This window comes from Streptomyces sp. NPDC086554, from assembly GCF_040686095.1.
In the GTDB taxonomy this organism is placed as follows: domain Bacteria; phylum Actinomycetota; class Actinomycetes; order Streptomycetales; family Streptomycetaceae; genus Streptomyces.
Genome location: NZ_JBFBJK010000007.1, coordinates 20,189 through 45,944, shown reverse-complemented (window position 1 = coordinate 45,944; position 25,756 = coordinate 20,189). Strand labels below are relative to the sequence as shown.

19 protein-coding genes and 2 pseudogenes are annotated in these 25,756 nt (G+C 68.3%); 11 read left to right on the top strand and 10 right to left on the bottom strand.

Annotation, left to right across the window (positions count from 1 at the left end):
* Positions 1-101: 101 nt before the first annotated feature.
* Positions 102-335, bottom strand: a pseudogene (locus tag AB0O76_RS13240) (LysR family transcriptional regulator); the annotation flags it as partial.
* 366 nt (positions 336-701) lie between these two features.
* Here AB0O76_RS13240 and AB0O76_RS13235 point away from each other — a divergent pair.
* The gene (locus tag AB0O76_RS13235) at positions 702-2,615 is read left to right on the top strand and encodes a family 20 glycosylhydrolase (RefSeq protein WP_365489060.1); all 1,914 of its coding nucleotides are present in this window, start codon (positions 702-704) and stop codon (positions 2,613-2,615) included.
* A gap of 26 nt (positions 2,616-2,641) precedes the next feature.
* The gene (locus AB0O76_RS13230) at positions 2,642-4,270 is read left to right on the top strand and encodes an alpha-L-fucosidase (protein ID WP_365489057.1); all 1,629 of its coding nucleotides are present in this window, start codon (positions 2,642-2,644) and stop codon (positions 4,268-4,270) included.
* 596 nt (positions 4,271-4,866) lie between these two features.
* Here AB0O76_RS13230 and AB0O76_RS13225 read toward each other — a convergent pair.
* The 4 genes and pseudogenes from AB0O76_RS13225 to AB0O76_RS13210 all read right to left on the bottom strand — a co-directional run bounded on the left by AB0O76_RS13225 (position 4,867) and on the right by AB0O76_RS13210 (position 10,017).
* Positions 4,867-6,152, bottom strand: a pseudogene (locus AB0O76_RS13225) (transposase).
* A gap of 612 nt (positions 6,153-6,764) precedes the next feature.
* Positions 6,765-7,190 (bottom strand): ML domain-containing protein, encoded by a 426-nt coding sequence (locus AB0O76_RS13220; RefSeq protein ID WP_365489054.1) that lies wholly within the window; start codon positions 7,188-7,190, stop codon positions 6,765-6,767.
* Between the two features lie 198 nt (positions 7,191-7,388).
* The gene (locus AB0O76_RS13215) at positions 7,389-9,230 is read right to left on the bottom strand and encodes an FG-GAP-like repeat-containing protein (protein ID WP_365489051.1); all 1,842 of its coding nucleotides are present in this window, start codon (positions 9,228-9,230) and stop codon (positions 7,389-7,391) included.
* 67 nt (positions 9,231-9,297) lie between these two features.
* Positions 9,298-10,017, bottom strand: a complete 720-nt coding sequence (locus AB0O76_RS13210; protein ID WP_365489048.1) for a hypothetical protein — start codon at positions 10,015-10,017, stop codon at positions 9,298-9,300.
* A gap of 377 nt (positions 10,018-10,394) precedes the next feature.
* On the opposite strand from AB0O76_RS13210, the gene AB0O76_RS13205 reads away from it, so the two are divergent.
* Together AB0O76_RS13205 and AB0O76_RS13200 are read left to right on the top strand one after the other, a co-directional pair.
* Positions 10,395-11,492, top strand: a complete 1,098-nt coding sequence (locus tag AB0O76_RS13205) for a hypothetical protein (protein ID WP_365489759.1) — start codon at positions 10,395-10,397, stop codon at positions 11,490-11,492.
* Between the two features lie 40 nt (positions 11,493-11,532).
* Positions 11,533-12,030: a hypothetical protein gene (locus AB0O76_RS13200; protein WP_365489045.1), complete on the top strand. Its 498-nt coding sequence runs from the start codon at positions 11,533-11,535 to the stop codon at positions 12,028-12,030.
* Between the two features lie 55 nt (positions 12,031-12,085).
* Here the strand turns inward: AB0O76_RS13200 and AB0O76_RS13195 are convergent, their stop codons facing one another.
* Entirely contained in the window at positions 12,086-13,612 is a 1,527-nt protein-coding gene (locus AB0O76_RS13195; protein ID WP_365489042.1) for an RICIN domain-containing protein, read from the bottom strand.
* A gap of 246 nt (positions 13,613-13,858) precedes the next feature.
* Between AB0O76_RS13195 and AB0O76_RS13190 the strand changes: the two genes are divergently transcribed.
* Positions 13,859-14,890 (top strand): saccharopine dehydrogenase, encoded by a 1,032-nt coding sequence (locus AB0O76_RS13190; RefSeq protein ID WP_365489039.1) that lies wholly within the window; start codon positions 13,859-13,861, stop codon positions 14,888-14,890.
* Here AB0O76_RS13190 and asnB read toward each other — a convergent pair.
* The 3 genes from asnB to AB0O76_RS13175 form a co-directional block, all read right to left on the bottom strand.
* Positions 14,870-16,390, bottom strand: coding sequence for an asparagine synthase (glutamine-hydrolyzing) (gene asnB, locus AB0O76_RS13185; protein WP_365489036.1), 1,521 nt, complete (start codon positions 16,388-16,390; stop codon positions 14,870-14,872). The genes AB0O76_RS13190 and asnB overlap by 21 nt on opposite strands.
* 22 nt (positions 16,391-16,412) lie before the next feature.
* Positions 16,413-16,619, bottom strand: coding sequence for an RCC1 domain-containing protein (locus AB0O76_RS13180; RefSeq protein WP_365489034.1), 207 nt, complete (start codon positions 16,617-16,619; stop codon positions 16,413-16,415).
* 839 nt (positions 16,620-17,458) lie between these two features.
* Entirely contained in the window at positions 17,459-18,559 is a 1,101-nt protein-coding gene (locus AB0O76_RS13175; RefSeq protein ID WP_365489032.1) for a DUF1152 domain-containing protein, read from the bottom strand.
* Between the two features lie 81 nt (positions 18,560-18,640).
* Here AB0O76_RS13175 and AB0O76_RS13170 point away from each other — a divergent pair, with 81 nt between their 5' ends.
* Both AB0O76_RS13170 and AB0O76_RS13165 read left to right on the top strand, forming a co-directional pair.
* A complete protein-coding gene (locus AB0O76_RS13170) occupies positions 18,641-19,381 on the top strand; it encodes a GntR family transcriptional regulator (protein ID WP_365489030.1) in 741 nt (246 codons plus the stop codon).
* Positions 19,382-19,477: 96 nt separating this feature from the next.
* Positions 19,478-19,912: an ATP-binding protein gene (locus AB0O76_RS13165; RefSeq protein WP_365489028.1), complete on the top strand. Its 435-nt coding sequence runs from the start codon at positions 19,478-19,480 to the stop codon at positions 19,910-19,912.
* A 3-nt stretch (positions 19,913-19,915) separates the two neighbouring features.
* Here AB0O76_RS13165 and AB0O76_RS13160 read toward each other — a convergent pair whose 3' ends face one another.
* Complete coding sequence (locus AB0O76_RS13160) at positions 19,916-20,932, bottom strand: LacI family DNA-binding transcriptional regulator (RefSeq protein ID WP_365489026.1); 1,017 nt, start codon at positions 20,930-20,932, stop codon at positions 19,916-19,918.
* A 251-nt stretch (positions 20,933-21,183) separates the two neighbouring features.
* Between AB0O76_RS13160 and AB0O76_RS13155 the strand changes: the two genes are divergently transcribed.
* The 4 genes from AB0O76_RS13155 to AB0O76_RS13140 all read left to right on the top strand — a co-directional run bounded on the left by AB0O76_RS13155 (position 21,184) and on the right by AB0O76_RS13140 (position 25,716).
* Positions 21,184-22,491, top strand: coding sequence for an extracellular solute-binding protein (locus tag AB0O76_RS13155; RefSeq protein ID WP_365489023.1), 1,308 nt, complete (start codon positions 21,184-21,186; stop codon positions 22,489-22,491).
* Between the two features lie 20 nt (positions 22,492-22,511).
* On the top strand, positions 22,512-23,435 hold the full coding sequence (locus AB0O76_RS13150) for a sugar ABC transporter permease (RefSeq protein WP_365489020.1): 924 nt from the start codon (positions 22,512-22,514) through the stop codon (positions 23,433-23,435).
* A 35-nt stretch (positions 23,436-23,470) separates the two neighbouring features.
* Positions 23,471-24,364, top strand: coding sequence for a carbohydrate ABC transporter permease (locus tag AB0O76_RS13145; RefSeq protein ID WP_365489756.1), 894 nt, complete (start codon positions 23,471-23,473; stop codon positions 24,362-24,364).
* Positions 24,365-24,465: 101 nt separating this feature from the next.
* Complete coding sequence (locus AB0O76_RS13140) at positions 24,466-25,716, top strand: glycosyl hydrolase (RefSeq protein ID WP_365489017.1); 1,251 nt, start codon at positions 24,466-24,468, stop codon at positions 25,714-25,716.
* The last annotated feature ends 40 nt before the right edge of the window (positions 25,717-25,756 follow it).

Sequence of the window (25,756 nt, the reverse complement as noted above, 5' to 3'; positions counted from 1 at the left end):
GCTTCGCCGTGTGCCCCCGCCGAGATCGGCGGGGGCACACGGCGTTCTGGTCGTCCTTCCGGGCCGCCGGAGTCAGGCGGCCGAGCTCGTTCAGGGAGAAGCAGCACGTCTTCCTGGAGCGTCTTCGCGCGGTAGTGGTCCAGCTGCGGCACCTGGTCGACGCCGACGATGGAGAGGATGACCTGATGGCGGACGCCCGCGCGCTCGCCCGCGGCCAGCAGGTTCCCCGTGGTGGTCCGGAAGAAGTGCGGGGACGCCGCGTCGAACATGGGGGAATTCGACACGTTGACGGCGACCACCTCGTGTCCGGCTGTGCGGAGCTTCGAGACGGCCACGACCGAGCCGGTCCCGGCCGCCCGCCTCGCACAGCACCGAGATCCGTCAGCGAGGCCCGCTCGGGACGCCGCCCGAGGAGTGCGCGGAGCCGTGCCCCATCGCCGATCTCGTCGGCTCGGTGGAGCGGAGCAGCGGGCCGGGAGCTCTGCCGGGCATCGGCGTGTGGCTCAACTCGGTGAGCGGATCAGGCGGCTGAGCGGGCGGGGGCGCGGGGCGGGGGCAGGTCATGGCGCGCGATGTCTGTATCCGGGTGCATGGGGGCAAAGGGCCCGTGCGATTCATCCGATGGATCCGTGCAAATGTCCAAGTCTCCGCCGTGCGCTGTGCATTGACACCCCCATGGGGCGCTTGAATCATCGGACGTCATGACCGTCCTGCGCTCGATCTTCGCGCCCCGCCCCCGTACTCGCCCCCGCCCGCACCGGAGACGGCTGCGGGGCACCGTGGTCGCCCTGCTGCTCCTCGCCGCATCGGTCCCGGCCGCCGCCGAGGCGGCTCCGTCGGCAGCCGCGGACCCGCCCCGCACCGTCCCCGCGCTCACCGACTGGACGCCGGGGGAGGGGAGTTACTCCTACGGCCCGGACACCCGAATCGTCGCCCACGGGCAGGCGGCGCGTGACGTCGCCCGTACCCTCGCCGGTGATCTGCGGGCGGCGGGCCGGGGCCGGGTGTCGGTAGCCGCCGAGGGCGCGGCCCGCGACGGCGACATCGTGATCGACGTCGACCCGGCGCGGAAGCCGCTCGGCACCGAAGGGTACGAACTCCGCGCGGGCGAACGCCTGGAGATCGCCGGGGCGACCGAGGCCGGTGCCTTCTACGGCACCCGCACCCTCCTCCAACTCCTGGCCCAGGGCGACAGCGTGCCCGCAGGACGCACGGTCGACGTGCCCCGGTACAAGGAGCGTGGTGTCGGCGTCTGCGCCTGCTACATCCACATCTCGACGCCCTGGCTGGAGAACCTCGTACGCGACATGGCGTACAACAAGCAGAACCAGCTGCTGCTCGAACTGAAGGTGAAGAGCGACAAGCACCCCGAGGCCAACAGCTGGGGCTACTACACCAAGAGCGAGATCCGCCGCATCGTCGCGCTCGGCGAGAAGTACCACGTCACGATCATCCCCGAGATCAATTCCCCGGGCCACATGGACCCTTGGCTGGAGAACCGCACCGACCTCCAGCTCACCGACTCCGACGGAAAGCCGCAGCCGTCCCGCCTCGACATCACCAAGGACGAGGCCTTCGCCTACTACACGAGCCTCATCGACGAGTACGCCGAGGTGTTCCCCGCCAAGTCCTGGCACATGGGCGCCGACGAGTACATGCTCGGCTCCGACTTCGCCAAGTACCCGCACATCCTCGAGTACGCGCGCAAGAAGTACGGCGCGAACGCGACCCCGCAGGACGCCTTCGTCGACTTCATCAACCGCGTGCACGCCTACGCGACGCAGCAGGGCAAGCAACTGCGCATCTGGAACGACGGCCTGACCGGTGCGAACACCGTGCCCGTCGCCGCCGGGACAAGCGTCGAGCACTGGCTGGACGTGAAGACCAAGCCGAGCCAACTCATTGCACAGGGCTACCCGTTGCAGAACGCGGCGTACTCCCTCTATCTCGTACGCGGTGGCTTCCACACGAACACCAAGGCGCTGTACGACCAGGCCTGGGACCCGCTCAGCTTCGAGGGCGAGAAGCTCGCCTCGCCGGACGGCATCACCGGGGCGAAGATCAGCCTGTGGCCCGACAACGGCCGCGGCGAGACCGAGAACGAGGTCGCGGCCGCCATGGCGATGCCGCTCAGCCATATCGCCCAGGTGACATGGGGCGCGGCGCACCCCGACCCGACGTATGCGGACTTCACCGCCCGCACCGACACGGTGGGCCACGCGCCCGGTTGGCGGGACCTGACGCGAACCCCGGTCGCCGACGACACCTACACCCTCCGGGACACCAAGGGCCATGCAAAGCCCGCCCGTTACGAGATCAGGCGCACCGCCGACGGATACATCACCCTCAAGTCCGCGGCGGGCGGCAAGTGCCTGGAGACCCGCAGCGGCAGGCTCACGCTCAACGTGCCGCTGCAGCCCGGCACGGCCGTCACCGAGGAGACCTGCGACCCGGCGAACACCCTCCAGCGCTGGCAGCTCACCGAGAGGGCCGACGGCTACCGCCTCACCAACGCCATCACCCGCATGAGCGCGCACGTACCCGACGACGGACGGATCGTCCAGTACCCGGACGACCAACAGCCGCCCGCCGTATGGACCTTGACCACCAACTGACCAGCCCCGAGGGAGACCCGCACCCCATGACCGTCAGCAGACGCATCTTCATGGCCGCCGCCGTCACCACGGCCGTCGCCGCGTCGAGCACCTCGCTCGCGTCGGCCGCCGCGACCCGCCCCGTCGGCGCCGAACCGCCGTACCGCATCCCGATCAGCCCCGACGACACCCCGGACGAAGTCGTCGCCAAGGCCACCCAAGTGCGGCCCACGGAACGGCAGATCGCCTGGCAGCGCCTGGAGCAGACCGCGTTTCTGCACTTCGGCGTCAACACGTTCACCGGCCTCGAATGGGGCACGGGCGACGAGGACCCCGACGTCTTCCAGCCGTCCGGGCTCGACACCGACCAGTGGGCGCGGGCCCTGCGCGACGGCGGGTTCAAGCTCGCCATCCTCACCGTCAAGCACCACGACGGCTTCGTGCTCTACCCCTCGCGCTACACCAAGCACAGTGTGGTGAGCAGCAGTTGGCAGGGCGGCGAGGGCGACGTCCTGCGCTCCTTCGCCGACTCGCTGCGGCGGCACGACATCAAGGTGGGCGTCTACATCTCGCCCGCCGACGAGAACCAGTACCTCGACGGCGTCTACGCCAACGGCAGCAAGCGCTCGCCCCGCACCATCCCCACGCTCGTGGACGGCGACGACCGCGCGGGCGACGACCTGCGCTCGTTCACCCTCGACGCCACCGACTACGGCGCCCACATGCTCAACCAGCTCTACGAAGTGCTCACCGAGTACGGCCCGGTCGACGAGGTGTGGTTCGACGGGGCGCAGGGCCGCATCCCGCCGGAGAAGGTCGAGACGTACGACTGGGACAGCTGGTACGCGGTCATCCGCGCCCTGGCACCGAACGCGACGGTCGCCGTGCGCGGGCGGGATGTCCGGTGGGTCGGCAACGAGGGCGGGCTCGCTCGCGAGAACGAGTGGAGTGTCGTGCCGGTCAAGGACTCCGGCAACGGCAGCATCGACTACGCGCTCAAGTACGACGCGCCTGACCAGGGCAGCAGGGAGGCGCTGGCGGAGGCGCGGGCGGTCGCCCAGTACGTGCAGTGGTGGCCGGCGGAATGCGATGTCTCGATCCGTCCCGGATGGTTCTACCACGAGGACCAACAACCCAAGTCCGTCGAGCAGTTGACGGACATCTGGTTCCGCTCGGTGGGCCGCAACTCGGTGCTGCTCCTGAACATCCCACCGGACAAGCGGGGACTACTGCCGGATGCCGATGTGGTGCGGCTGCGGGAGTTCCGCGAGCGGATCGCGCGGGAGCTGCCGGAGGACTTCGCGCGGGGGGCGCGGGTTCGGGGGGACGGGGCGCATGCGGCGTACGCGGTGGACGGCGACCCGGACTCGGCGTGGGCGTGCCCGGCCCCCTCGCGGGGGACGCTCACCGTCGACCTCGGGCAGGAGCGGGGCGTCGACCGGATCCGGCTAGGGGAGGACATTCGCCGAGGGCAGCAGTTGGAGGGGGCGGTGATCGAGGCGCGGGCGTCGTCCGGTGGGGAGTGGTCTGTCGTGACGGAGGTCGCGACGGTGGGCGCAAGTCGGGTGCTCGCGCTGGCCTCGCCGGTGAGGGCTCGGGAGTGGCGGCTGCGGGTGACGGTATCGCGGGGGGCGGTGCGGTTGGCGGAGTTCGGGTTGTACGGGGCGCGAGTGTAGGGCGGTCCTTCCCTTTCCCGCTGTGCCCATCAGCCGCTCCTGCCGGGCAGGCCGTGACTTCGGTGGCTCCGGCTGAGATCCTGCAGTCGGAGCCAGAAATCTTCAGCGCGGAGCCCCAGGCGGGGGTTGGACTGGATCTGTACGGGGTGGTGGGGGCTGGTGGTCTTGGCGGCTGTTGGGGTGCCACGCCGTTACAGGCGGCGGCAGGCGCCGAGCCGTTGATGCCCGCCTTAGAAGTTCGATCGGAACGCCGTCACTGTGCACCCGGTCAGGACCAGACTCTTCTTCGACGGGCGTTCACGATCGCTGTTGTCCGGCAGGGCCTGTCTGAAGTCGGACGCACGGGTAGCGGCACCATGCGCGCTGAGCCCTCCGTCTGTTCAGGCTGCACTGCCCGTGTGACGAGGTCGCACAGGCCTGACTAACCTCGATCGTTCATGAGTCACCGTCAGTTCGCTGATGGGGACTCGGTGTTTGTGTGGTGCGGCGGTTTTCGGGTGCGGGCAGGTCGAGGGCCCGGCCGTCGCGTCGGATGGGCGCCGGGTTCCACTTTCCCGGGTGGTGGTGCGGGTTGTTGAGACGGTCGAAGTAGCTGGTCAGCCGGGCTTCGGCAGGGCCTGGAGCCGGTTTATGGCTTGGGCGAGGACGTCGGTCCAGGGCCATCGGGCAGACAGGCGGAGCCAGCGGCGGCGGCCGGTGTTGATGAGTTGGGCGGCAGCGGAGAACAGGCGGAGCCGGAGCCGTTTGGGTTCCCAGCGGCGGGTGTCGCCGGTCAGGGCGAGCATCGCCATCCAGGCCAAGAGGTCGAGGGCGATGGAGACGATCTCGAGCCAGATCTGGTTCTGGGCACTGTCGTGCAGAGGCAGGTTGCGCAGGCCGGTGTCGCGGGCGTTGCGAATCCGGTCCTCGCAGCGGGCCCGGCGGCGGTGACGTAGTTCCAGGTCGGCGAGCTGGCCGCCCCTGGTACTGGTCGCGAAGCAGGTCAGCCGCAAGCCGTCGAGGTCGGGTGAAACTCAACTGGGCGCCGGGGTGGGGCCGTTCCTTGCGGACGATCAGTCGCATCCCCTTCGGCCACGTGGCCAGGTCGGGCATGGTGGATGGCCTCGGTGATGGTCATTCCGACGGAATACGACAGCCACCGGCCCCGACGGGTCAGCCAGTCGAGAAAGGCATGGGTGCCGCCGGCGGAGTCGGTGCGGATCAACGTCTGCCGTCCGCGGCGCAGTTGCCTGGGGAGCTGGGCCAGAGCGAGCCGGGTGGTTTCGATGTGATCGCTCGCGGTGTTGGAGCCCGCGTTGCCAGGCCGCAGCAGGGCGGCCACCGGCTCCCCGGACCCGACCTGACCGTGGTCGACGAACGCGACGAGAGGGTGATGACTGAAGGTCTTCTTCCAGGTCGCGGTGGCGTCCTGCTTCTCGGAGTGTGTCAGGACGAGCACGCCGTCGATGTCCACGATCACCTGCCCGCCGGCGGCCGGAGCATCATCCCCGGCCAACTCCCAGACGCGGGAGCGTACTTCTCCTCGGGCCGTACGGATCGCGGCCAGGGCCTTCGGCCCGGCTGCGGCAAGCGTGTCGATCAGACGCGAGATGGTCGGATCGGAGGCCACCGGGCCGAACACCTCGGGTTCGGCCCGCAGCATCGCCGCGTCCGCCAGGCAGTCCCCGCCCAGAGCCGCCGCGAGCGCGGCATCGAGGAGGACCTTGCCCGGATCATGCACGGTCCGCGGCTTGCGCCACGGCGTCAGCGCCGTGGATATCGCCCGGTCCAGCCCGGACTTGCGGACCGTCTCGACCAACAGCACCGCCCCGGCCTGCGAGACCACCGAGCGGTCACCGCCTTCGACGCGGACGGACGGATAGGACCCGATACTCTTCTTCACCTGGGAAGTGCTTCTTCCCTCGCCACGTACAGGACCCTCAGCAAGTCCTATCGTTGCAGGTCAGGAGCGTTTTCTGTTGTCCCGGTCACCCACCGGACACCACTCCTTAGGCGGCCTCGGTTTGTCGTCAGATTTGCGGGCGATGGTTGCCACGGTGAACAGCCGGTCGACGGCGGAGCGCGGGACGATCGTCCCGGCCGGGTCGAGGCTCAACATGAACGGCTTTTCCAGGGCCGCTGCGCAGCCGTGCAGAAGGCGGGCGAGCCAGGCACGCGGAGTGCTTCGCGGACGCGCTGCCCGGATGTCCCAGACGGCGGGCTTCGACGGGGAGAAGCCCCAGAAGGGCTGGGTGATCCTCGACGCGTCCCTGATCCGTCGCCGGGCCCTCCCGGACGAGCAGATGGCGGCCGCACCTGCGTCGAGGTGGCGGACGGTCTCCCCAGAGATCGTCCGCGTCCGGGACAGCAGGAACCCGCACGGTCCGGCGCCGGTCTTCCGGCCGCCGGATGGTCCTCGTTTGTCTCGGCCGTCAAGGGCGGGGAACTGCTCGGCCACTGAGTGTGCCGGCGGCGACGGCTCGGGGGCGTAACCCGAGGGGTTCCGCCCCCGAGGTCAGAGCGGCCTTTTCATGTAGTCGAGCTTGAAGTCCAGGCAGGCCAGGTCCTCGTCATCGACGGTGAACGCGCGGAGCGAGACCGAGAACTTCGCCTGCGGGGTGGGGTTGGGCAGTGGCGGTGTGAAGGTCAGTTCGATCTCCCCCTTGGGGAGGGGGCTGGTGCTCGCCGGGGAAACCAGAGTGAAGAACTGGTCTCGACGTAGCTCCTCAAGGAGGTCGAATCGCTTGCTGAGGATCTTGATGAGGCCGAGCTTGATCACGACGTCCGCATAGGCGCCTTCTTCGATCGGCTCCTGGGCGAATCCCTTGATGGTGAACCGTGACGATTCTTTCGCGTCCAGAGGATCCGGGGACGCCGTGACGCTTTGGATCTGCAGGGCGTCCGACTCAAGCCCGCAGTTCGAGTACGACCAACTTGTCATGAGCGGAGAGTAGTGGAGCGGATGCGGCTGTTGTCGTCGGACACTCGATTAGCTAAGCACTCGCGACTCTGCGCTGTAGCCAGTCACTTTCGCAGCGGCATCCTGCTTGTCGGAGGGGGTCAGCATGAGCATGCCGCCGTCCAGGCCCACGGTCACCCGCACACTTGCCGTGATGGGGCTGTGGAGGTCCTTCGAGGGTCATCGGGTCCTGAAGCGGCGGAAGAGGTTTCGGGCCACGTGTACGCCCGGGCCGCCGAAGCCGACGATGTCGACGCGTCCGTCGCCGGTGATGTCGGCGAGGAAGCGGGGGTGGCGGTCGACCCTCCAGGCGCCTGCGTCGTCGTTGTACCCGAACCCGCGGCACACCAGTTGGGCCTGCTCGAACTGGCCGCCGCCGTGGCTGTGCGCTACCCAGACGCCCTCGTTGCCGAAGCCGACGATGTCCCGGTTGCCGTCGCCGGTGACGTCGGCGAGGAATCGGAGGTGCTTCGCGGCCGTCCACCCCTGGGCGAGCCCGAAGTCGTTCAGGACGAGCTTCGCCGGCTCGAACGTGCCGTCGCCGCGGCCGCGGGAGACGACGACGCCCTGCGGGCCGAACCCGACGATGTCCAGTGCGCCGTCGGCGGTGGTGCCGACCAGGAACCGGGGGTGTTCCTCGACCGAACTCCACCCCTGGTCGACCCCGAATGCGTCGAGGACGTACAGAGGCTCTGCGAACGTCCCTTCCTCGTCCTGGAGTGACACCCAGACGCCGTCGTCGTGGCAGCCGACGATGTCGAGCCTGCCGTCACCGGTGGTGTCGGCGAGGAAGCGGGGATGCTTGTCGGCAACCCAGCCACCCGCCTCCTCGTTGTGGCCGAACGCCCTCAGGACGGGTTCGTCGGCGATCGGTGCGAACGTCCCTTCCTCGTCCTGGAGTGACACCCAGACGCCGTCGTCGTGGCACCCGACGATGTCGAGCCTGCCGTCACCGGTGGTGTCGGCGAGGAAGCGGGGATGCTTGTCGGCAACCCAGCCACCCGCCTCTTCGCTGTGGCCGAACGCCTTGAGGACCGGCTCACCGTCGGCGGGCGCGAACGTACCGTCCTCGTCCTGGGCCGACACCCGGACACCGTCGGCGGCAAGCACGACGACGTGAGGCTCGCCGTCGCCCGTCACGTCCGCGAGGGTCCACAGGTCCGCGGGGCTCGCGGAGGGCACGGATGGGTGCAGGAGGCGCTCGTTGTCGAACGTCCCGTCGCCTCTGCCGGACGAGGTCACGGCCCCCTTCCCGGGTTTGAGCCCGACGATGTCCGCCCGCCCTTCTCCCGTGGTGTCGGCGAGGAACCGCGCTCCGATACCGGCCCACCAGCCCGGTTGCCCGCCGGGAGAGCGGTTGGACCCGTCGCCCCTCCACCCGCCGGCGTCCTGGTCGCTTCCGAACTGTTTGAGGACCAGCAGTACGTCGCTGAAGGAGGGGGTCGCATCGGGTGTCGGCCGCAGCGCGGTCGAGCGGGCCAGCCGCCAGGACTGGCGGCTGTTCCAGTGGCTCAGTGGTGCCCAGTGCAGCACCAGGTCGCTTGTGCGCTCGGGCTCGGCCGGGACGAACCGCCAGCGCTGGCTCTCCGCGCTGTCGTCGTACTCGCGCAGGACGATTCGGGTGTCCTCCTCGCTGTCCTCCTCACCAGGTTCGGCGAGGTCGAGAACGGCGCCGTCGGTCACGTCCTCGATGAAGTAGAGGCCCGCTTCGCCCTGAACGGGGACGATGTGCCAGTGCTGGCTCTTCTTGCCGGCGGCGGCTCTGTACTGGCGGACGCCGCGGTCCGCGGTGGCGGGGTTGTCGAGCACCTCGCCGCTGACCGCGTTGCGGATGACATATGCCTGGTCGTCCTGGGCGTCCGGTACGGGGGTGAACTGCCACTGCTCCGGGGGCGGGCCGTCCTCGGGGAAGTCGCGGACGACGAGCGTCCCGTCCGCGCTCGGCGCGGCCTTGGCGCCGAGGGTTTTCCCCGTGGCGGCGTTGACGATCTCCAGCTTCAGATCTTCCGTGGGCACGGGCATCGTGGTGCCTCTTCCAGGCGGTGGGGCGTTGGCTCGGGACGGTTGTGGGCGCGGAAGTGGCCGCGGTTCACGTGAAGATGTGGTGGTACGGGACGTTCCACTCGCTGGGCAGCCGCGGGTAGAACGTGTTGATGACCGTCCCGGTGAAGTCCCCGCCCCAGTTGTAGGTGAGACGCGCCTCGCCGGCGGCCGTCACCGTATGGTCCTTGAACCCGAGGATGGTGTCGGGGTGGGTGATCGGTACGAAGGTGATCCCGCCCCACGGCGTCACCGTGACGACCCAGAGCTGGGTGTCCTCGGCCGCGCCGTTCTTCCCGCGCCACTTGTCCCCGACCTCGCCGGGGAGGCCGACCCGGAGGACATCGTTGGGGTCCTTGGGGGCGTCCTGGTGGACGGTGATGCGCCTGCGCTGCGGCTTCGGCACGCCATCGTCGCCGCGCCCGGCGTCGGCATCGGCCGCACCGGCGGGTGGGGGTGTCACCTGGCCCGCGGCGCTCTCGATGAAGTACAGCGGCCGCTGCCCGAAGAAGCCGCCGGGGGTGATGTACCAGAGGTGGCCCTCCGCCTCCTTGGTGTCCGGATCGAGCGCCGTCGCCAGCCCGACCCCCTTGTCGTGGATTTCCTCCTTCAGCTCGGCGGGCCGCAGGTAGCCGCCGTTGAAGGCGTGGACGAGCATGACCGGCCGATTTTCGAGCAGTGCTGCCACGATCGCGTTGTCGTAGCTGTTCACCGCCACCGGGCCGCCGACCACCAAATTCGCCATTGCCGTGCGTTCTTGGGTGTACATCGCGGAAACCTCACCTGTTCTTGATGTGGAGAACAACGCGTCGGGTGCTCAGTACAGTGATTTAGCACGTGGCATAACCGCAAGGTCAATAACCCTCGATCGAAACGGCCCCGAAAAGCGAATACACGACCGAGACAAATACCCTCAAAACCGGCAAAGTTCGAGGTCACACCACCCCTGGGTGTGAATTCTGGAAAAGCCGTCGAGCAGGTAACTCGGGATGGGTGGTGAATCTTCATAACCCGATTGAGCGTGATACTCGGAGAGGTCTTCTCGGGTAATGGCATCCGTGCTAGCTTCGTTTGTCGGAACGTGTGCGCAGATGCCTGTTCCATTTCACCGAGCGCGGATTCGGCCAGATCAGTCGAGGACAGAAATTGCCTTCCAATGCGTACAACCTGGAACGGGCCAAGCGCCAACCGCTGACCAAGAAAAACCTGCGGGAACTCGGCATCGCGCAGGCCTCAGAGTCCATCCTGGGCCATCCCAGCCTGGTCTACGTCGACGACTACGGTGTGCGGCACAAGCCCGTCGGGTTCTCCGTGAACAAGTTGAGGTTCGGCGATTTCACGGGCAGTTCCGCGTTCGATCTGGGGTGGCTCGCCTACATGAACCTCGGGGAGCCGCTGATCGAGGAGCGGCGCAACATCAGTCAGCCCCCGCCCGACACGTTCTCCTCGCGCACCTACGTCAACCGCAGTCGGTCCGAGATGGACTTCACCGACTCGGTCGATTTCACCGTGTCGAACGGGGCCACATGGTCACTCACCGGAGACACCAAGCTCACCTTCGGCGGCAACGTCAGCGCGCAGCTGCAGCTGCAACTGCAACTGCAGCTCGGTCTGAACCTCCAGGCGCAGCTTCAGACGCAGCTGAAGAACGAGATGACGAACAAGAACTCGAACACGATGACCAGCAAGAACAGCCCGGAAAGCGTGGGGATGGACAACGCGAACGGCGTCGATATGGGTATGACCAACGGGATGACGAACTCAGCGTCGGGCTCGGTGACAGGCTCGACAGCGTTCACGACGACGGGCAGCGCCTCCGGTACCGCGGGGCTCAACGCCGCGCTGGCGCAGGGTGTCGCGGCTTCTGTCGGCGGTTCTCTGACCACCAGCTGGGCCTCGAAGTCGCAGATTTCCGGCAAGGTCCCGCCGGGCTCCCGTGTGGAGACCCTCGTCACGCAGCGCCGTACCCACAAGCAGTACACGTACGAGATCCCGGTGACCTTCTCCGGGCTGCTCGCGGTGGAGTACAAGGTGCCCGTGGCAGTCCTGTCTCCCCCGCAGCGCGAGGACTACCCCGGCCTCGGCCGGTTGGTCGCCCGCGACATCAGCGACATCGGTCTGGCGAACGGCGGCTTCCGCATGAAGGGGCTGGCCGAGGTCGTCTCCGCACTGGAGGTCCACCACACGATGTTCGACAGCGAGAGCCTGATCGACAGCCAGCGAGAGCTGTACAAGAAGCCTTGACCGGGCGGCACGGCCACGACAACGAACAGAGGTGACGACCATGGTGTTCGACAACATCTTCCGCTTCGCGGGCCAGGGCGCAGGGCTCTTCTCGGTGACCACCGGCCGGGACAAGCCGCAGCCCGGGGCGGGCGTCGACTTCGAGGACGCCGACGACGAGACCTACGACGACACGACCACGAGCTTGTACACCAGCGCGATCCACGGGGCTTCCTCCCGGGCGAAGACCGTGCAGGAGCAGTGCCCCGAAGCGCGGGTCGTCCTGGGTTTTCTCGGCGACTTCGTCCACAACACCCAGGCATCGGCCGATGCGCAGGCCCAGTACGCCCAGAAGCCCAGCTCGGTATCCACGGCGGCGGCCGCCGGAATGCAGGAGTCGAGTGCGACGGTGACGGGCCGCAGCGACCTCAAGAAGCCCGAGGGCCTGAAGGACATGCCGACCAAGGACGAGTGCATGCAACCCGAGCCGAAGACCCCCGAGGCCAAGGAGCCCAAGGCCCCCAAGGCGAGCGCCGAGAAGCCGGAGCGTTCCGAGTAGCGTCCGGGGTCCGAGGGGTCAGGGGCGTCGCCGCCCCTGACCCCTCGTTCGTGTGTCACACGGCGAGCAGCTGCCACTGTCGGTCGCGGTGGTCGCCCTCCGCCCCATGCTGCTTGATCGCCGCGGGGGCGTTGGTGTCGACGCGCAGGAGCAGACCGCTGTTGAGGTTCGCGATCTCGTACACCCGTGGAGTGTCGGTCACGGAGCCCACCGGGATCAGCTTCCACTGCTGGTGGCGTGCGCTTCCGTCCTCGTAGGCGCGCTGCGCGACCGGCTCCCCGTCACACACGTGGCCTCCGACGACCTCCAGGACCTTGCCGCTGCGCACATTCTCGATCCTGTACAGGACGTCACCGTCGTCCTGGCCGGACGCAATCAGCCGCCACCGCTGGTGAGCCCTGGGGGAGGCGAGGAACTGGTGGATCTCGGCGCCGTCCCTGGTGGACTCACGCAGCACCCCCATCCGCAGCCTGCTGCGGACGTTGGCCCAGGAGGCCACTGTGCCCGAATCGGGCAGCCCGGCCATCTTCGCGGACGCGACCTTCCGGACCCGGTGGTTTTCACGGTCGGTGATGTAGAGGGTGTCGACGCAGTCCACAGCGAGTCCGCGCGGGTGTTTCAGCTGGGCCGAAGCAGCCGGACCGTCGTCACCGCCGAATCCCGCGGTGCCCGTGCCGGCGACCGTGCTGATCGTCCCGTCAGTGGTGATCTTCCGGATCCGGTGGTTGCTGTACTCGGAGACGTAGAGGGTGCCTGTGCTGTCCACCACCACCGCCAAGGGGACGTTCAGCTGGGCCGAAGCAGCCGGACCGTCGTCACCGCCGAATCCCGCGGTGCCCGTGCCGGCGACCGTGCTGATCGTCCCGTCAACCGTGACCTTGCGGACCCGGTGGTTGTTGGCATCAGCGATGTAGAGGTTGCCCGCGCCGTCCACCGCCACCCCGTGCGGGTTCTTTAGCTGGGCTGAAACCGCTGGACCGCCGTCTCCTCCAGGTCCAGCGGACCCGTTCCCCGCGAACGTACTGATCTTCCCGTCAGTGGTGACCTTCCGGACCCGCTGGTTGCCGTGGTCGGCGATGTAGAGGACACCGGTGCTGTCCACGGCCACGCCGTACGGGCTCTTCAACCGGGCGGCCGTGGCGTCTGCGCCGTCACCGAGGAAACCCGCGACACCCGTGCCGGCGACCGTGCTGACCTGTCCATCGGCTGTGATCTTCCGAATCCGATGGTTTCCAGCATCGGCAACGTAGAGGGAGTCGGCGCTGTCCACCGCCAGCGCGCGCGGGCAGTTCAACTGGGCCAGGGCGGCAGGGCCGTCGTCACCCCGGGAGCCTGCCGATCCGGTTCCCGCGACCGTGCTGATCTTCCCGTCAGTGGTGATCTTCCGGATCCGGTGGTTGCTGTACTCGGAGATGTAGAGGGCGCCGACGCTGTCCACCGCGACCCCGTAGGGAGAGTTCAACTGAGCCGAAACGGCAGGCTCATTGTCCCCTTTGTATCCCGCGACCCCGGTCCCCGCGACCGTGCTGATCACAGGGGCGAAGTCCTCGTCACCTGTGGCTGTCGCCTTGGCATCACTCATGGTCATCCCTTCACCGCTCACCGACCGCCCGGCACCGACGGTTATCGCTTGATTCCAGATAGTCAGAAGGGTCTTGGGTGCGGCAAGTCCACTGTCGAGTGGTTTGCGGAGTGCGGTGACGCGTCACCGCACCGGACCGGCAGTCGACTCACGCCAACGCCCGGGGTGAGGAACTGGCGCGGCGGGCCACGCATTTGAGCAGACGTCACGGACACTTACGCGGTGCCTGACATGCTGCGACTCTGGATGAGACACGAATCCCGGCGGAACGAACGACGTGCCGCTCTCGTACCCGAAGACGCCCGCAAGTTGATCGCGAGCGGGGTACACCTGACGGTCGAGGAGTCTTCCCAACGCGTCTTTCCCACTCACGAGTACGCCGAAGTCGGCTGTGCGATCGCACCGCAGGGCAGCTGGGGGAGCGCGTGTCCCGCGACGGACTACGTCCTGGGCGTCAAGGAACTGCCCGACGAACCCACGGAGCTGACCCACCGACACATCTTCTTCGGGCACGCCTACAAGGGACAGGAGGAGGCGCCGCGGTTGCTGCGGCGCTTCGAAGCCGGGGGCGGCACCCTGTTCGACCTCGAACACATCCTCGATGCCGAGGGCCGTCGCATGGTCGCTTTCGGATACTGGGCGGGCTACGCGGGCGCCTCACTGGCCGTTCTCCAGCACCGGGGCGAGCTGACCGCACCGCTCGTCTCGTCATCCCGGGAGGAACTGAGCAGACGGCTGGCCCCGGGCGCAGCCTCGGGTGGCGTCACCGCCCTGGTGATCGGCGCGGACGGCCGCTCAGGAGGCGGGGCCTGTGACGCGCTCAGCACCGCCGGTATCGAGCCGACCCGTTGGGGACTCGATGACACCCGAAACCTCGACCGTGGCGCGCTGCTCGCGAATGACATCCTCGTGAACGCCATCGCTAGCTGTCGGCCTGTACCTCCGTTCGTGACGAAGGCCGAGCTCGACGACGAGCGGCGGCGGCTGTCCGTGATCGCCGACGTGACGTGCGACGTGGGCTCCGAGCTCAACGCCCTCCCCATCTACGACCGTGTCACCGACTGGGTCAATCCCGTGGAGCGGCTGCGCGGGGATCCTCGGCCCCTCGACATCATCGCCATCGACAACCTCCCCTCTCTCATTCCGGCCGAGGCCAGCCGGGCCTTCTCCGCCGACCTGTGGCCCCTTCTGCTGTCGTTGCGGGAGGGATCGGAAGTCTGGGACCGCTGCCTTGGGGCGTTCCGTCGTGCTCTCGCCTCACTCGGGGAGGGAGGCTGAACGGCCCAGGGCCCGTTCGGGATCGACACCGGGGAACTCGGCGAGCCACAGTGCGTAGAAGGCAGCCTCCTCCTCGGTGTCGCCCATGACGGTCTCGGTAGGACCCGCGGCCGACAGGACCGCCGTAAGGACGTCCTTGGCCCCGGAGCCGTGGCCGAACTGGAGCTTCCCGCGACGCAGGATCTCCTCCGGCAGCCAGCCGGCAAAGGCGTCCCGCAGCAGCTTCTTCTCCTCGATGCCCGGGCCGATCATCTTGTGTTCCGGCGGGATCGAGAGCGCCAGCTCGATGACGTCCCGGTCCAGGAACGGGACCCTGGCCTCCAGTCCGTACGCCATCGTCGTGCGGTCGCAGCGTTGCAGGTTCTCCCACTGCAGCCCCTCCACGGTCTCCACCAACCTGGACTGAAGGGCGTCCGGGGCCAGGTACGGCTCGCGGTGGCAGTCCGGGTAGCCGGCGAACAGTTCGTCCGCGCCTTCCCCGGTGAGTACGGCCCGTACGCGCTGAGAGGTGTACTCGGCGAGCAGCAGGTTCGGCACCGCACTGCGCACCAGATGCACGTCGAAGTGCTCGATCGCCCGCACCGCTCTCGGCAGAGCCGCCACAGCGTCCTCGGGGGTCATCACCACCTCGTGGTGTTCGGTGCCGAGATACTCCGCGACCACGCGCGCGGCCAGCAGGTCGGGGCTGCCGGGCGTACCGACCGCGAACGTCGGGAGCGGCCGGCGGTGCCCGTGACGCTTCGCGTACTCCGCGGCCACGGCCGTGACGATCGCCGAGTCGAGGCCGCCGGAGAGGAAGACGCCGATGCCGACGTCGCTCATCATCCGGTCCTCGACCGCGCTGACGATCGTCTCGCGTACCGCCTTGAGCAGCGTCTCGTCCCACTGGCCCGGTGCGGTGGGCTTCTGAGGGCGTCGGGCGGGACGTACCCGGGGTGGGACGGCGTCGGCGAAGCGGACAAGACCGCCCCGCCGGGTCCAGCAGCATCCTGGCGGGAAGCTGTCCACCAGCGGACGGTCGGCGGGGTCGAAGGCACGCAGCTCGCTGGCGAAGAGTACACAGCCGTCCTTGCGAGCCCAGTACAGCGGTTTCACACCCAGGGCGTCGCGGGCGACAAGGAGCGAGCCGGCCTCGTCGACGTGGGCGAGTGTGAACATGCCGCGGAGCCGGGTCAGTCCGGCGGGACCGTCCACGCGCAGCACGTGCAGGGCCGCCTCGCTGTCGGAGCCGGTCGTGAAGCGTTCGGGGCCCAGTTCCTCCCTGAGGTGGCGGTGGTTGTAGATCTCGCCGTTGGTGACGAGGCAGGAACGGCCGTCCGGCCCCACGAGCGGCTGGTGGCCGCCATGCGGATCCATGATGGACAGCCGCTGGTGGCCCAGCCAGACGTCTCCGCGGTGCGTCTCTCCTGCGTCGTCCGGGCCGCGATGCGCGATCCGGGCCAGCATCTCCCGGCAGAGCGGGACGTCGACCTCGCCGACAGCCGCAACGATTCCGCACATGGTGGGTCATCCTCCTCGAAGCTCACGCCAACGGGCGAAGACTCGTACCGAGGCTCCTTCGCCCCTGTCGCGGGTGGCGGTCCGTGGTGCCGGATCGGTTCGGTTCGGTTCGGTGGGCGTAGCCGGTCTTGACGTCATCGTGCAAGAGGGCGGTGACGGCGGTGGGAGTGGAACTGTCGGTCACGGTGCTGTTGCCGAGCTGGCCGGCCCTCCCCGCGCCCCAGCTCATCACCGCGGCTGGATCTCGTCCGCGGCGGCGAGGGCGGTGGCCGGTATGGCACAGGCGGCCGTCGTGGCCAAGACGGCCACAAGGCGCACCACAGTGGTGCGATGCACGACAGGGGACATGGCGCTCCTTCGGTATGTGAGAGCGAGCCGAGCGTTCCGGCGGAGTGACAGGGCACGTCTCAGGAGCCGTGCCCTGAGACCCGTCGGAGGAACGGCTGTGCGACATCTGCAGCTTCACCTAGGCCTGTCGGCGCCGCGAGCGGCACATTAGCGAATCACTCGTTCGGCGGTCGGCCGTGCAGAAGGGGCGCCACCGGCGCGAAAGCAGCTCCGCGCCCCCTCCGGGAAGATGACGGCCAATAAGGTGAAGACACCTCTTTTACGGGCTTTCCGGCGCCGCGTGGGCGGGCGCGACTGATGCCGACGGGTGAACTGCGGCAGGCCTCGCCGATTCGGTCCGGAGAGACGGCAAGGGCGTCGATCAGACGGGAGACCATCGGGTCGGAGGCGACCGAGCCGAAGACGGCCGGCTCACACCGCAGCATCGCGACGTCTTCACCTGGGAAGTGCCTCTGGTTTCAGTGGCAACAAGGTCCTCGACCATCCTCGTTCTTGCTGGCCAGAGGCGCTTTCTGCTTTCCTTACCGCCTGCCGGTCAGCCCACTTCATGAAAGCCCGAGGCTAATCTTCCGCCGACCCTCGTTGGATGACAGTAAGCCGCCGGGTGCCGCGCTTCGGCGGACGGGCCGCGGACCCGTCGGTTCCTTGCTCCTGGGGCAAGATGATCGCCGTCGGTCGCGGTTCTCGTTTGGCCGAACTCGATGAAGTGCTGTGTCGGCGCTACCGATGGGCCCTGCAACTCGACTGCGTCGAGAGTTTCCATACGGAGGGGGAAGCCGAGGTGATGAGCTTGCCGATCTCGTGGCGTTCCGCTCCTCGAGGGCCCAGCTCTTCGGCGACTCGGCGGAACGTTGCGTGGGTGGCGCCGCGAGTGAGGGCTGCTTTCTCGAACTCGTCGAGTCGGGTGAGCAGAGTGGTGAGGTCGGTGTCAGTTGCCTTGGTGCTCAGCAGTCTTGTTGCCTTGGTGCGTTCGTAGTCGATCTCGGAGGTGCCGCAGATGTCGCGGCACCGTTGCTCCGCCTCGTCGAGGCCGGTTGTGTTGAGCAAGGCTTGGGCGAGACGGTTGTCGGCGAGAGCAGCCGGGAGGTCGACTTCATGGACCGTGGGGCCTTCGTCGGTGAGGGGGACGAGGAGCCCGGCGTCGCGTACCTCGCACAGGCCGCGGGCGCCTTGGGCGGTGGCGGCCAAGAGGGCGGCGGCCTCGGAAGGGTGCCAGCGGAGTACGGAGCTGATGGTCTTGGCGTGCGCGGGGGTGAGCGTTGTGAGGAGCGGGCCGAGGCTGGGGCGTAGGACATCGGCAGGGAGTTCGCCGTCCAGGCCGGGGCCCGCCACGAGGAGGCGTACGGGCGCCTCGGCGCGGGTGCAAGCGGCCAAGGTGAGGGCGTCGGCCAGGGGGCTGCGCAGGGTGGGTTCGTCGCCGTGGGCGAGGATGTCGCCGCCGACGTCCAGGAGGTCGATCGTCCCCGGGGTGAAGTGGGCGATGAGTTCGTTGAGTTGGCGGGTGATGCCTGTTGCTCTGGCGTATGGGTCGATCAGGGCGAAGGTGTGGGGGAGTTCGGCCGCGAGGCGGGGGAGTGTGGCCGCGTGTGGTGGCTTCAAGGTCGCGTTGCCGGGGACGGCCCAGACGTGTGGGGTGAGTTGGCGCAGGCCGATGAAGTCGGCGGGGGAGCGGGGGCCCGGGACCGGGTCGACGATCAGGCGGTCCCAGGAGTACGTCAGGATCAGCGCCGGCGTCTCGTCCTCGCTGTACAGCGCGGCGTGCAGCATCGCGGCCGCTACCGCGTCGCCGCCGCCTCCGGCCGCCACAATGAGCCGTTTCACGTGAACAGGGTAGGGGGCCACCTCGCGCGTGCACACCTATAGTGGCCACTGGTATTAGCCAGTCGGTGAAGGGAATGTCGCGTGCCCGAGATCGCTGAGGCCTTGCCCAAGTACCTGCAGATCGCCCAGTTCATTCGCGATCAGATCCTGCGTGGGGATCTACAACCTGGTGAAGAGGTTCCGTCTGAGCGGCAGTTGGCTGCCGATTGGAACGTCTCCCGGCCGACCAGCGCCCGGGCGTTGGAGGCGCTTCGGCATCAGGGGCTTGTCGAGAAGAGGCAGGGCTCGGGGACGTACGTACGCGATCAGCAAGTGCACCGGCGGGCTCGCGAGCGCTATGGGCGGGCGCGGCAGACGGGGCGGATCTATGGTCCGGGGGAGTACGCGGTCATCGCGTCGGCCGGGTATGCCGAGGCGCCGGATCATGTGGTTGAGGCGCTTGAACTCGGCAAGGACCGCAGGGCAGTTCAGCGGCGGCGGGTGACCAATTCGGGAGAGGGCCCTGTCGAGGTGTCCACCTCCTGGTTCCCGGCCGAGCTGGGACGCAGGGCACCCAAGCTTGTCGAGCCCGAGCGGATCCGTGAAGGCACGGTCATGTACGTCGAGGAAGTCACCGGGCGTCGTGGCAGTTATGGCGAAGATCGCGTCTGTGCTCGGTTGGCCACCGAGGAGGAGGGTGACGACCTTGGGCTCGAACTGCCCGCGCCGGTCTTGGTGGTTCACCACGTCGTCTACGACCTGCAGGACCGTCCGTTGGAGTTCGCGGAGGCCGTGTATCCGCCAGGGCGCTGGGCGTTCGAGCAGGGTTACCCGTTGGGGTGAGTGGCGGGTGTTGCTTCGTCGGAAGCCCTTGCGGCCCGAAGTGGCCAATGCCTATCCGGTAAGTGGCCTTAGCCACTTACCGGAAGGGGAAGCGCAATGACGCGCACCGATTGCGACTCCGGCGACGACGCCCTGCTCGAACCTCTCGGCGGGATGGTCCTCTATCCCGTCCCGGAGTCGGTGGGGCGGGCTCGGCGCTGGTTCCGGAAGTTCACCGAGCCGCATCAGCTCGGCTGCTCCATCGATGACTGCGTGCTGATGGTCTCGGAGTTGGTCACCAACGCCATCCTCTATGGGGAGGCGGACGAGCCCTGGCGGGTGCGCGTGCGCTGGTACCGCTTAGGCGAAGCACTGCGCGTGGACGTACACAATCCCGGCTGTCCCGCCCACGTCCGCCTGCGCTCGCCTCGGGCCACGGAGGCTCACGGGCGCGGCCTGCTTCTTGTCGACGCGCTGGAGCCATGTGCGGGGTCCGGTGGCTTGCTCCCAGTTTCGGGGAGGGGTGGGATCGGGAAAGGAACTCCCGGTTGAACTTCAATCCCCGCCCACACCCCCCGTACTCTCCCGCTCGATAAGCCGAGGCAACGGCACCTGCACAGTCGCCGCGGCCTCACCGTCGATCAGCGCGAGCAACTCCCGCGCCGCAGTCCGCCCGAAGGACACCGTGTCGCGCGACAGCGCCGTCAGCCACGGATGCACCATCCGGCACAGCGCCGAGTCCTCCCACGCCACCACCGAAACATCCCCGGGCACGCTGAATCCGAGGGACGAAGCCGCGGCGACCCCCGCCACCGCCATCACGTCGTTGTCGTACACGAGCGCCGTCGGCGGCGACGCGGCGCCGAGGACCCGCCGCGTCACGGCCGCGCCCTCCGCGTCGGAGTAGTCGGTGGTCATCGAGCGGACCTCGGACAGGTCCCGCCGCTGCGCCTCCGCCCGCAGCGTACGGATCCGCCGCTCCGTGTGCGCGAGGCCGGGCAGCCCCGCGATGTGCACGATGCGCCGATGCCCGAGGTCGTACAGATGGTCCACGACGGCCGCCATCGCCCCCGCGTCGTCCGCCCAGACCGTGGAGAGGCCCGGATGCGCCGCGTCCGGATCCGGCGCGCCGCCCGTCACCACGGCCGGCAGACCCAGTTCGTGCAGGAGCGCCGGGCGGGGATCGTCCGTGCGCGGGTCCACGACCAGGACGCCGTCCACCCGGTGCTCGGCCCACCAGCGCTGGTAGACCGCGCACTCGGCCGCCACGTCCTCCACCACCTGGAAGAGCAGGCCCAGGTGACGCTCCGCCAGTACTTCCTGGATGCCCGAGATCAGCTGCAGGAAGAACGAGTCGACGCCGAGCGTCCCGGCGGGGCGTGCCACTACGAGCCCCACTGTCGCCGAGCCCTCACCTGACAGTGCGCGCGCCGCCGTGCTCGGCCGCCAGCCCAGCTGCTCGGCGACCCTGCGGACGCGGTCGCGGGTGACGTCGGAGACTCCGGGCCGGTCGTTGAGCGCGAAGGAGACGGCGCTCTCGGAGACTCCGGCGCGGCGTGCGATGTCCTTCATGGTCGGCCGGCGTGCCGGTGACCGCTTGCCTTGCACCCGTGTTGCCCCTTTCCCGTTGCCCGCATACTAATGCGCTTGAGCCCGCCCACTCTAAAGCGCATTAGTCGATCCCCGCAAGAACTTCAACACACCTCGCTGACCTGCGGAGTTGGTGCGCTCACCAAGGATTCTTCAACGAATCCATTGACTTTTTACCCGCGTTCCATGCAGGGTCTGCCTCACGCTGGGCCGAGCAAAGGAGCCGTTTCACCGTGCGCATCTCCCGTCACCCCCGCACCCATCGAAGGGCAGTTGCCGCTGCCGCCGCCATCGCCGCGCTTCTGCCGCTGAGCGCCTGCGGGGACGGAGGTGACGGCGGCGGTTCGAACGACGCGTCCGGCAAGATCGAGGGCGAGATCACCTTCCAGACCTGGAACCTGAAGGCCAACTTCAAGTCGTACTTCGAGGGCGTCGTCGACGGCTTCGAGAAGAAGTACCCCGGCACGAAGGTGAATTGGGTCGACCAGCCCGGCGAGGGCTACGCCGACAAGATCAGTGCCGACGCCGCCGCAGGTACCCTCCCCGACGTCGTGAACGTCTCGCCCGACCTGGTGGCCCCGCTCGCCAAGGCCGGCCTCGCGCTCGATCTCGACAAGGCCGCGGGGAAGTACGAGAAGGAGTACCTGCCGGGCGCGTGGCAGAGCCATCAGATACCGGGCACGGAGGGGACGTACGCCTTCCCCTGGTATCTGAACACCGGGCCGCTCTTCTACAACAAGCGGCTCTTCAAGGACGCCGGGCTCGACGCCGAGAAGCCGCCGAAGACGTTCGACGAACTCTTCGACGCCTCCCTGCAGATGTCGAAGAAGAGCAAGGGCAAGACCGCCACGCTCGCCAACATTCCAGCCATCGAGGACTTCGGGCGCTACGGCGTACCGCTGATGGACAAGGAAGGCACCAAGTTCACCTTCAACGGCCCCAAGGGGGTCGAACTCCTGAAGAAGTACAAGGAGTTGTACGACGCGAAGGCGCTGGATGGGCAGGCGCTCAACGCGACGCCCGAGTCGACGGGCAAGAAGTTCCTCACCGAGGCCGTCGCCATGAACCCGGGAAGCGCCCTGGACCTCGGCAAGTTCAAGAAGGAAGCGCCCGGTCTCTACAAGAACATCGGGATCACCCCGCAGATCACCAACACCGGCAAGGACAACATGTATGTGATGGGGGTGATGGTGAACACCCGCACGAAGCAGACGCCCGCCGCCGTCGCCTTCGCGCATTACGTCACGGATGCGCAGCACCAGATGTCCTTCGCCAAGAAGGTCGCGATCTTCCCCAGTACCAAGGGCTCGCTCGACGACCCGTACTTCACCGAACAGGACGGTACGGACGACACGCGCGTGCGGATCGCCGCCGCCAAGTCCATCGAGACCGCGGTGAATTACACGCCGGTGCTCTTCAGTGAGCAGATGAAGATCGAGCTGCGCAACAGCGTGGGCAAGGCCCTGCAGGGCAAGGAGAGCCCCCAAGAAGCGCTTGACAACGCTGTCAAGAACTGTGACCGGCTGCTGAAGCAGAGCTGAGACGATCCGGGACCGCCACCATGAAAAGCTCAAGCGCCGCCACCGCGCCACGCCCGGGACCTGCCCGCGGCCGCATCCGGCGTCAACTGCCGTCCAGCCCCTGGCTGTTCGCCGCGCCCGGACTCGCGATCGTGGGGATCTTCATCCTCTATCCGTTCGTCAGCACGGTCATCAACTCCTTCACCGACAAGCGGACCCTGCTTCCGGGGGAGTACATCGGTCTGGACAACTTCCGTGAGCTGCTGCACGACGAGATGTTCTGGATCGGCCTGCGCAACAGCACGCTGTACGTCGTCGGGGTCGTCCCCGCGCTCGTCCTGCTGCCCCTGCTGCTCGCGATGCTCGTCCAGAAACACATCCCCGGCATCACCTTCTTCCGGTCCGCCTTCTACACGCCGGTGGTCGCGTCCGTCGTCGTGGTGGGCCTGATCTGGGTGTGGATGCTGGATGAACGGGGCCTGGTCAACGCGGTGTTGGAGGCCGTGGGTGTCGGCAGGCTCGGCTTCCTCAGCGACCAGTGGCTGCTGCTCTTCAGCGCCATGGCGGTCACGGTCTGGAAGGGCCTCGGCTACTACATGATCATTTATCTGGCGGCGCTCGCCAACGTCCCCCGCGAGCTCCATGAGGCCGCGGCGGTGGACGGTGCAGGAGCGGTCCGCCGCTTCTTCACCGTCACCGTCCCCGCCGTGCGCTCCACGATGGTCCTGGTCGCCGCGCTGTCCTCGGTCGCCGCCTTCAAGGTGTTCTCCGAGGTCTACCTGATGGCAGGGCCCAACGGCGGTCCCGCGGGCGAGGACACGACGCTCGTGATGCTGGTGCAGCGCGTCGGAACCGGCCTCACCGGCCGCGTCGGCTACGCGTCGGCCATCTCCGTCGTCGTCTTCGTCGTCACCGTCGCGCTGATGCTGCTCGTGCTGCGGGCGGACCGGAAGGAGGACGCGTGAGCATCGCGACCGACGCGCGCAAGACCGAGCAGCCGGTGCGGACCGGCGAGAAACCCCGCAAGAAGCGCGCCCGGCGCGGGCGGATCACCGACGAGAACGGCCGCCGGATGCCCGTGTGGGAGATCGTCCTGCGCTACGTACTCCTGCTGGGCGTGCTCGCGCTGATGATCGGCCCGTTCCTGTGGCAGCTGTCGACGTCCCTCAAGGGACCGCACGAGAACATCTTCAGCTCGCCGCCGAAGTTCCTGCCGTCCGAGCCGACCCTGCACAACTACGAGCGCGTCGCCGACACCATCCCCGTCTGGGACTACGCGCTCAACTCCCTGAAGGTGGCCACCGCCAACGTGGTGACCAACTGCGTGGGCGCCACCCTCGCCGGCTACGCGCTCGCCCGCCTGCGCTATCGGGGCCGCAAGGTCGCCACCCTCGTCTTCATCCTCGCCATGCTGGTGCCGGTGGAGGGCATCATCATCGCCCAGTTCACGACCATGCGGGAGCTGGGCCTGAACAACACCCTCATCGGCGTACTGCTTCCCGGCTGCGTCTCGGCACTCAACGTGCTCCTGATGCGCAACGCCTTCCTGAACCTGCCGTACGAGGTGGAGGAGGCGGCGTACGTCGACGGGGCGAACGTATGGCAGCGGTTCGCCCGGATCGCCCTTCCGGCGGTCAAGGGAACCCTCGCCGTGGTCGCGATCTTCGCCTTCATGGGCGCCTGGGACGACTTCCTCTGGCCGCTGATCGTGCTGAGCGACCCGGACCGGTTCACCCTGACCATCGGCCTGAACTATCTGCACGGCACCTTCGCCAACGACGAACGGCTCGTCGCGGCGGGCACGGTCATCGCCGTCCTGCCGCTGATCGCTCTCTTCGCCTGTCTGCAGCGGTACTTCTTCCGCGGGGTCGGCGAGGGGGCGGTCAAGGGCTGAGGCCCGCCCCGGGCCGGAGGCCGCACCGCCCGCCGCCGCCCGGCTCGTCCGCCGCCGTACGGAGATCATCCCCCCCCGCACCCCCGAGAACCAGGACTCGTATGCCTCGCACGCCTTCTGACGTGGTGCGCTTCGGCGCCAACTACACGCCGAGCCAAGGGTGGTTCCATCACTGGCTCGACTTCGACCTCGACGCCGTGCGCGCCGACCTCGACTCGATCGCCGCGCTCGGCCTCGATCACATCCGGGTTTTCCCCATCTGGCCGTACTTCCAGCCCAACCGCACCCTGATCCGGCCGCGCGCCGTCGAGCAGCTGGTCGCGGTTGCGGACGCCGCCGCCGAGCGCGGTCTCGACGTCAACGTCGACGGACTGCAGGGCCATCTGTCGAGCTTCGACTTCCTGCCCGCGTGGACGCAGACCTGGCACCGGCGGAACATCTTCACCGACCCGGACGTCGTGACGGCGCAGGCCGAGTACTTGCGCACGCTCGCCGCCGCGCTCGCCGACCGGCCGAACTTCATCGGCATGACCATCGGCAACGAGGTCAACCAGTTCTCGGCGGGGCCGCATCCCGATCCGGACCGGATCACCGAGGAGCAGGCGGAGGCGTGGCTGACGCGGGTGCTCGGCGCGTGCGAGGAGGGCGCCCCGGGGAAGCTGCATCTGCATGCCGAGTACGACGCGGCCTGGTACCAGGACGACCAGCCCTTCACCCCGGCGCAGGCCGCCCGTCTCGGGGGTGCGACAGCCGTGCACTCCTGGGTGTTCAACGGGACGGCGCAGCGGCACGGGCGGGAGAGTGTCGCCACCGAGCACCATGCGGCGTACATGATCGAACTGTCCAAGGCGTGGGCGGACGATCCGCGCCGTCCGGTATGGCTCCAGGAGGTCGGGGCGCCCGCGCCCCTCATCCCCGCGGAGCACGCGGCGGCGTTCACCGAGGCGACGGTGGCCGCGGCGCTGGACTGCGCGGATGTGTGGGGCGTGACGTGGTGGTGCTCCCACGATGTGTCGCGGTCGCTGGCGGACTTCCCCGAACTCGAGTACAGCCTGGGTCTGTTGAGCAATGACGGACGGGTGAAGCCGGGGGGTGCGGCGTTGGCGCGGATCGCCAAGGAGTGGCGGGGGCGGAAGTATGCGCCTGCGGCGCGGGCGACGGCGGTGGTCGTGGACGGCGCCGTCTCCCGGCGCTCGGAGTGCGCGCCCGGAGGGGTGGTCTTCGAGGCGTTCGCTCGCCTCGTGGCGGATGGCGTACGCCCTGCCGTTGTCCTCGCCGGACGGGCGGGGGATGCGGGGCATCTCGCTGCGCGGGGCATCACGGAGGTCGTGTCGCCGGGGGAGGTGAGCTAGGCCCCTTCCCGAAACTGGGGCTGCGCCCCAGACCCCGATC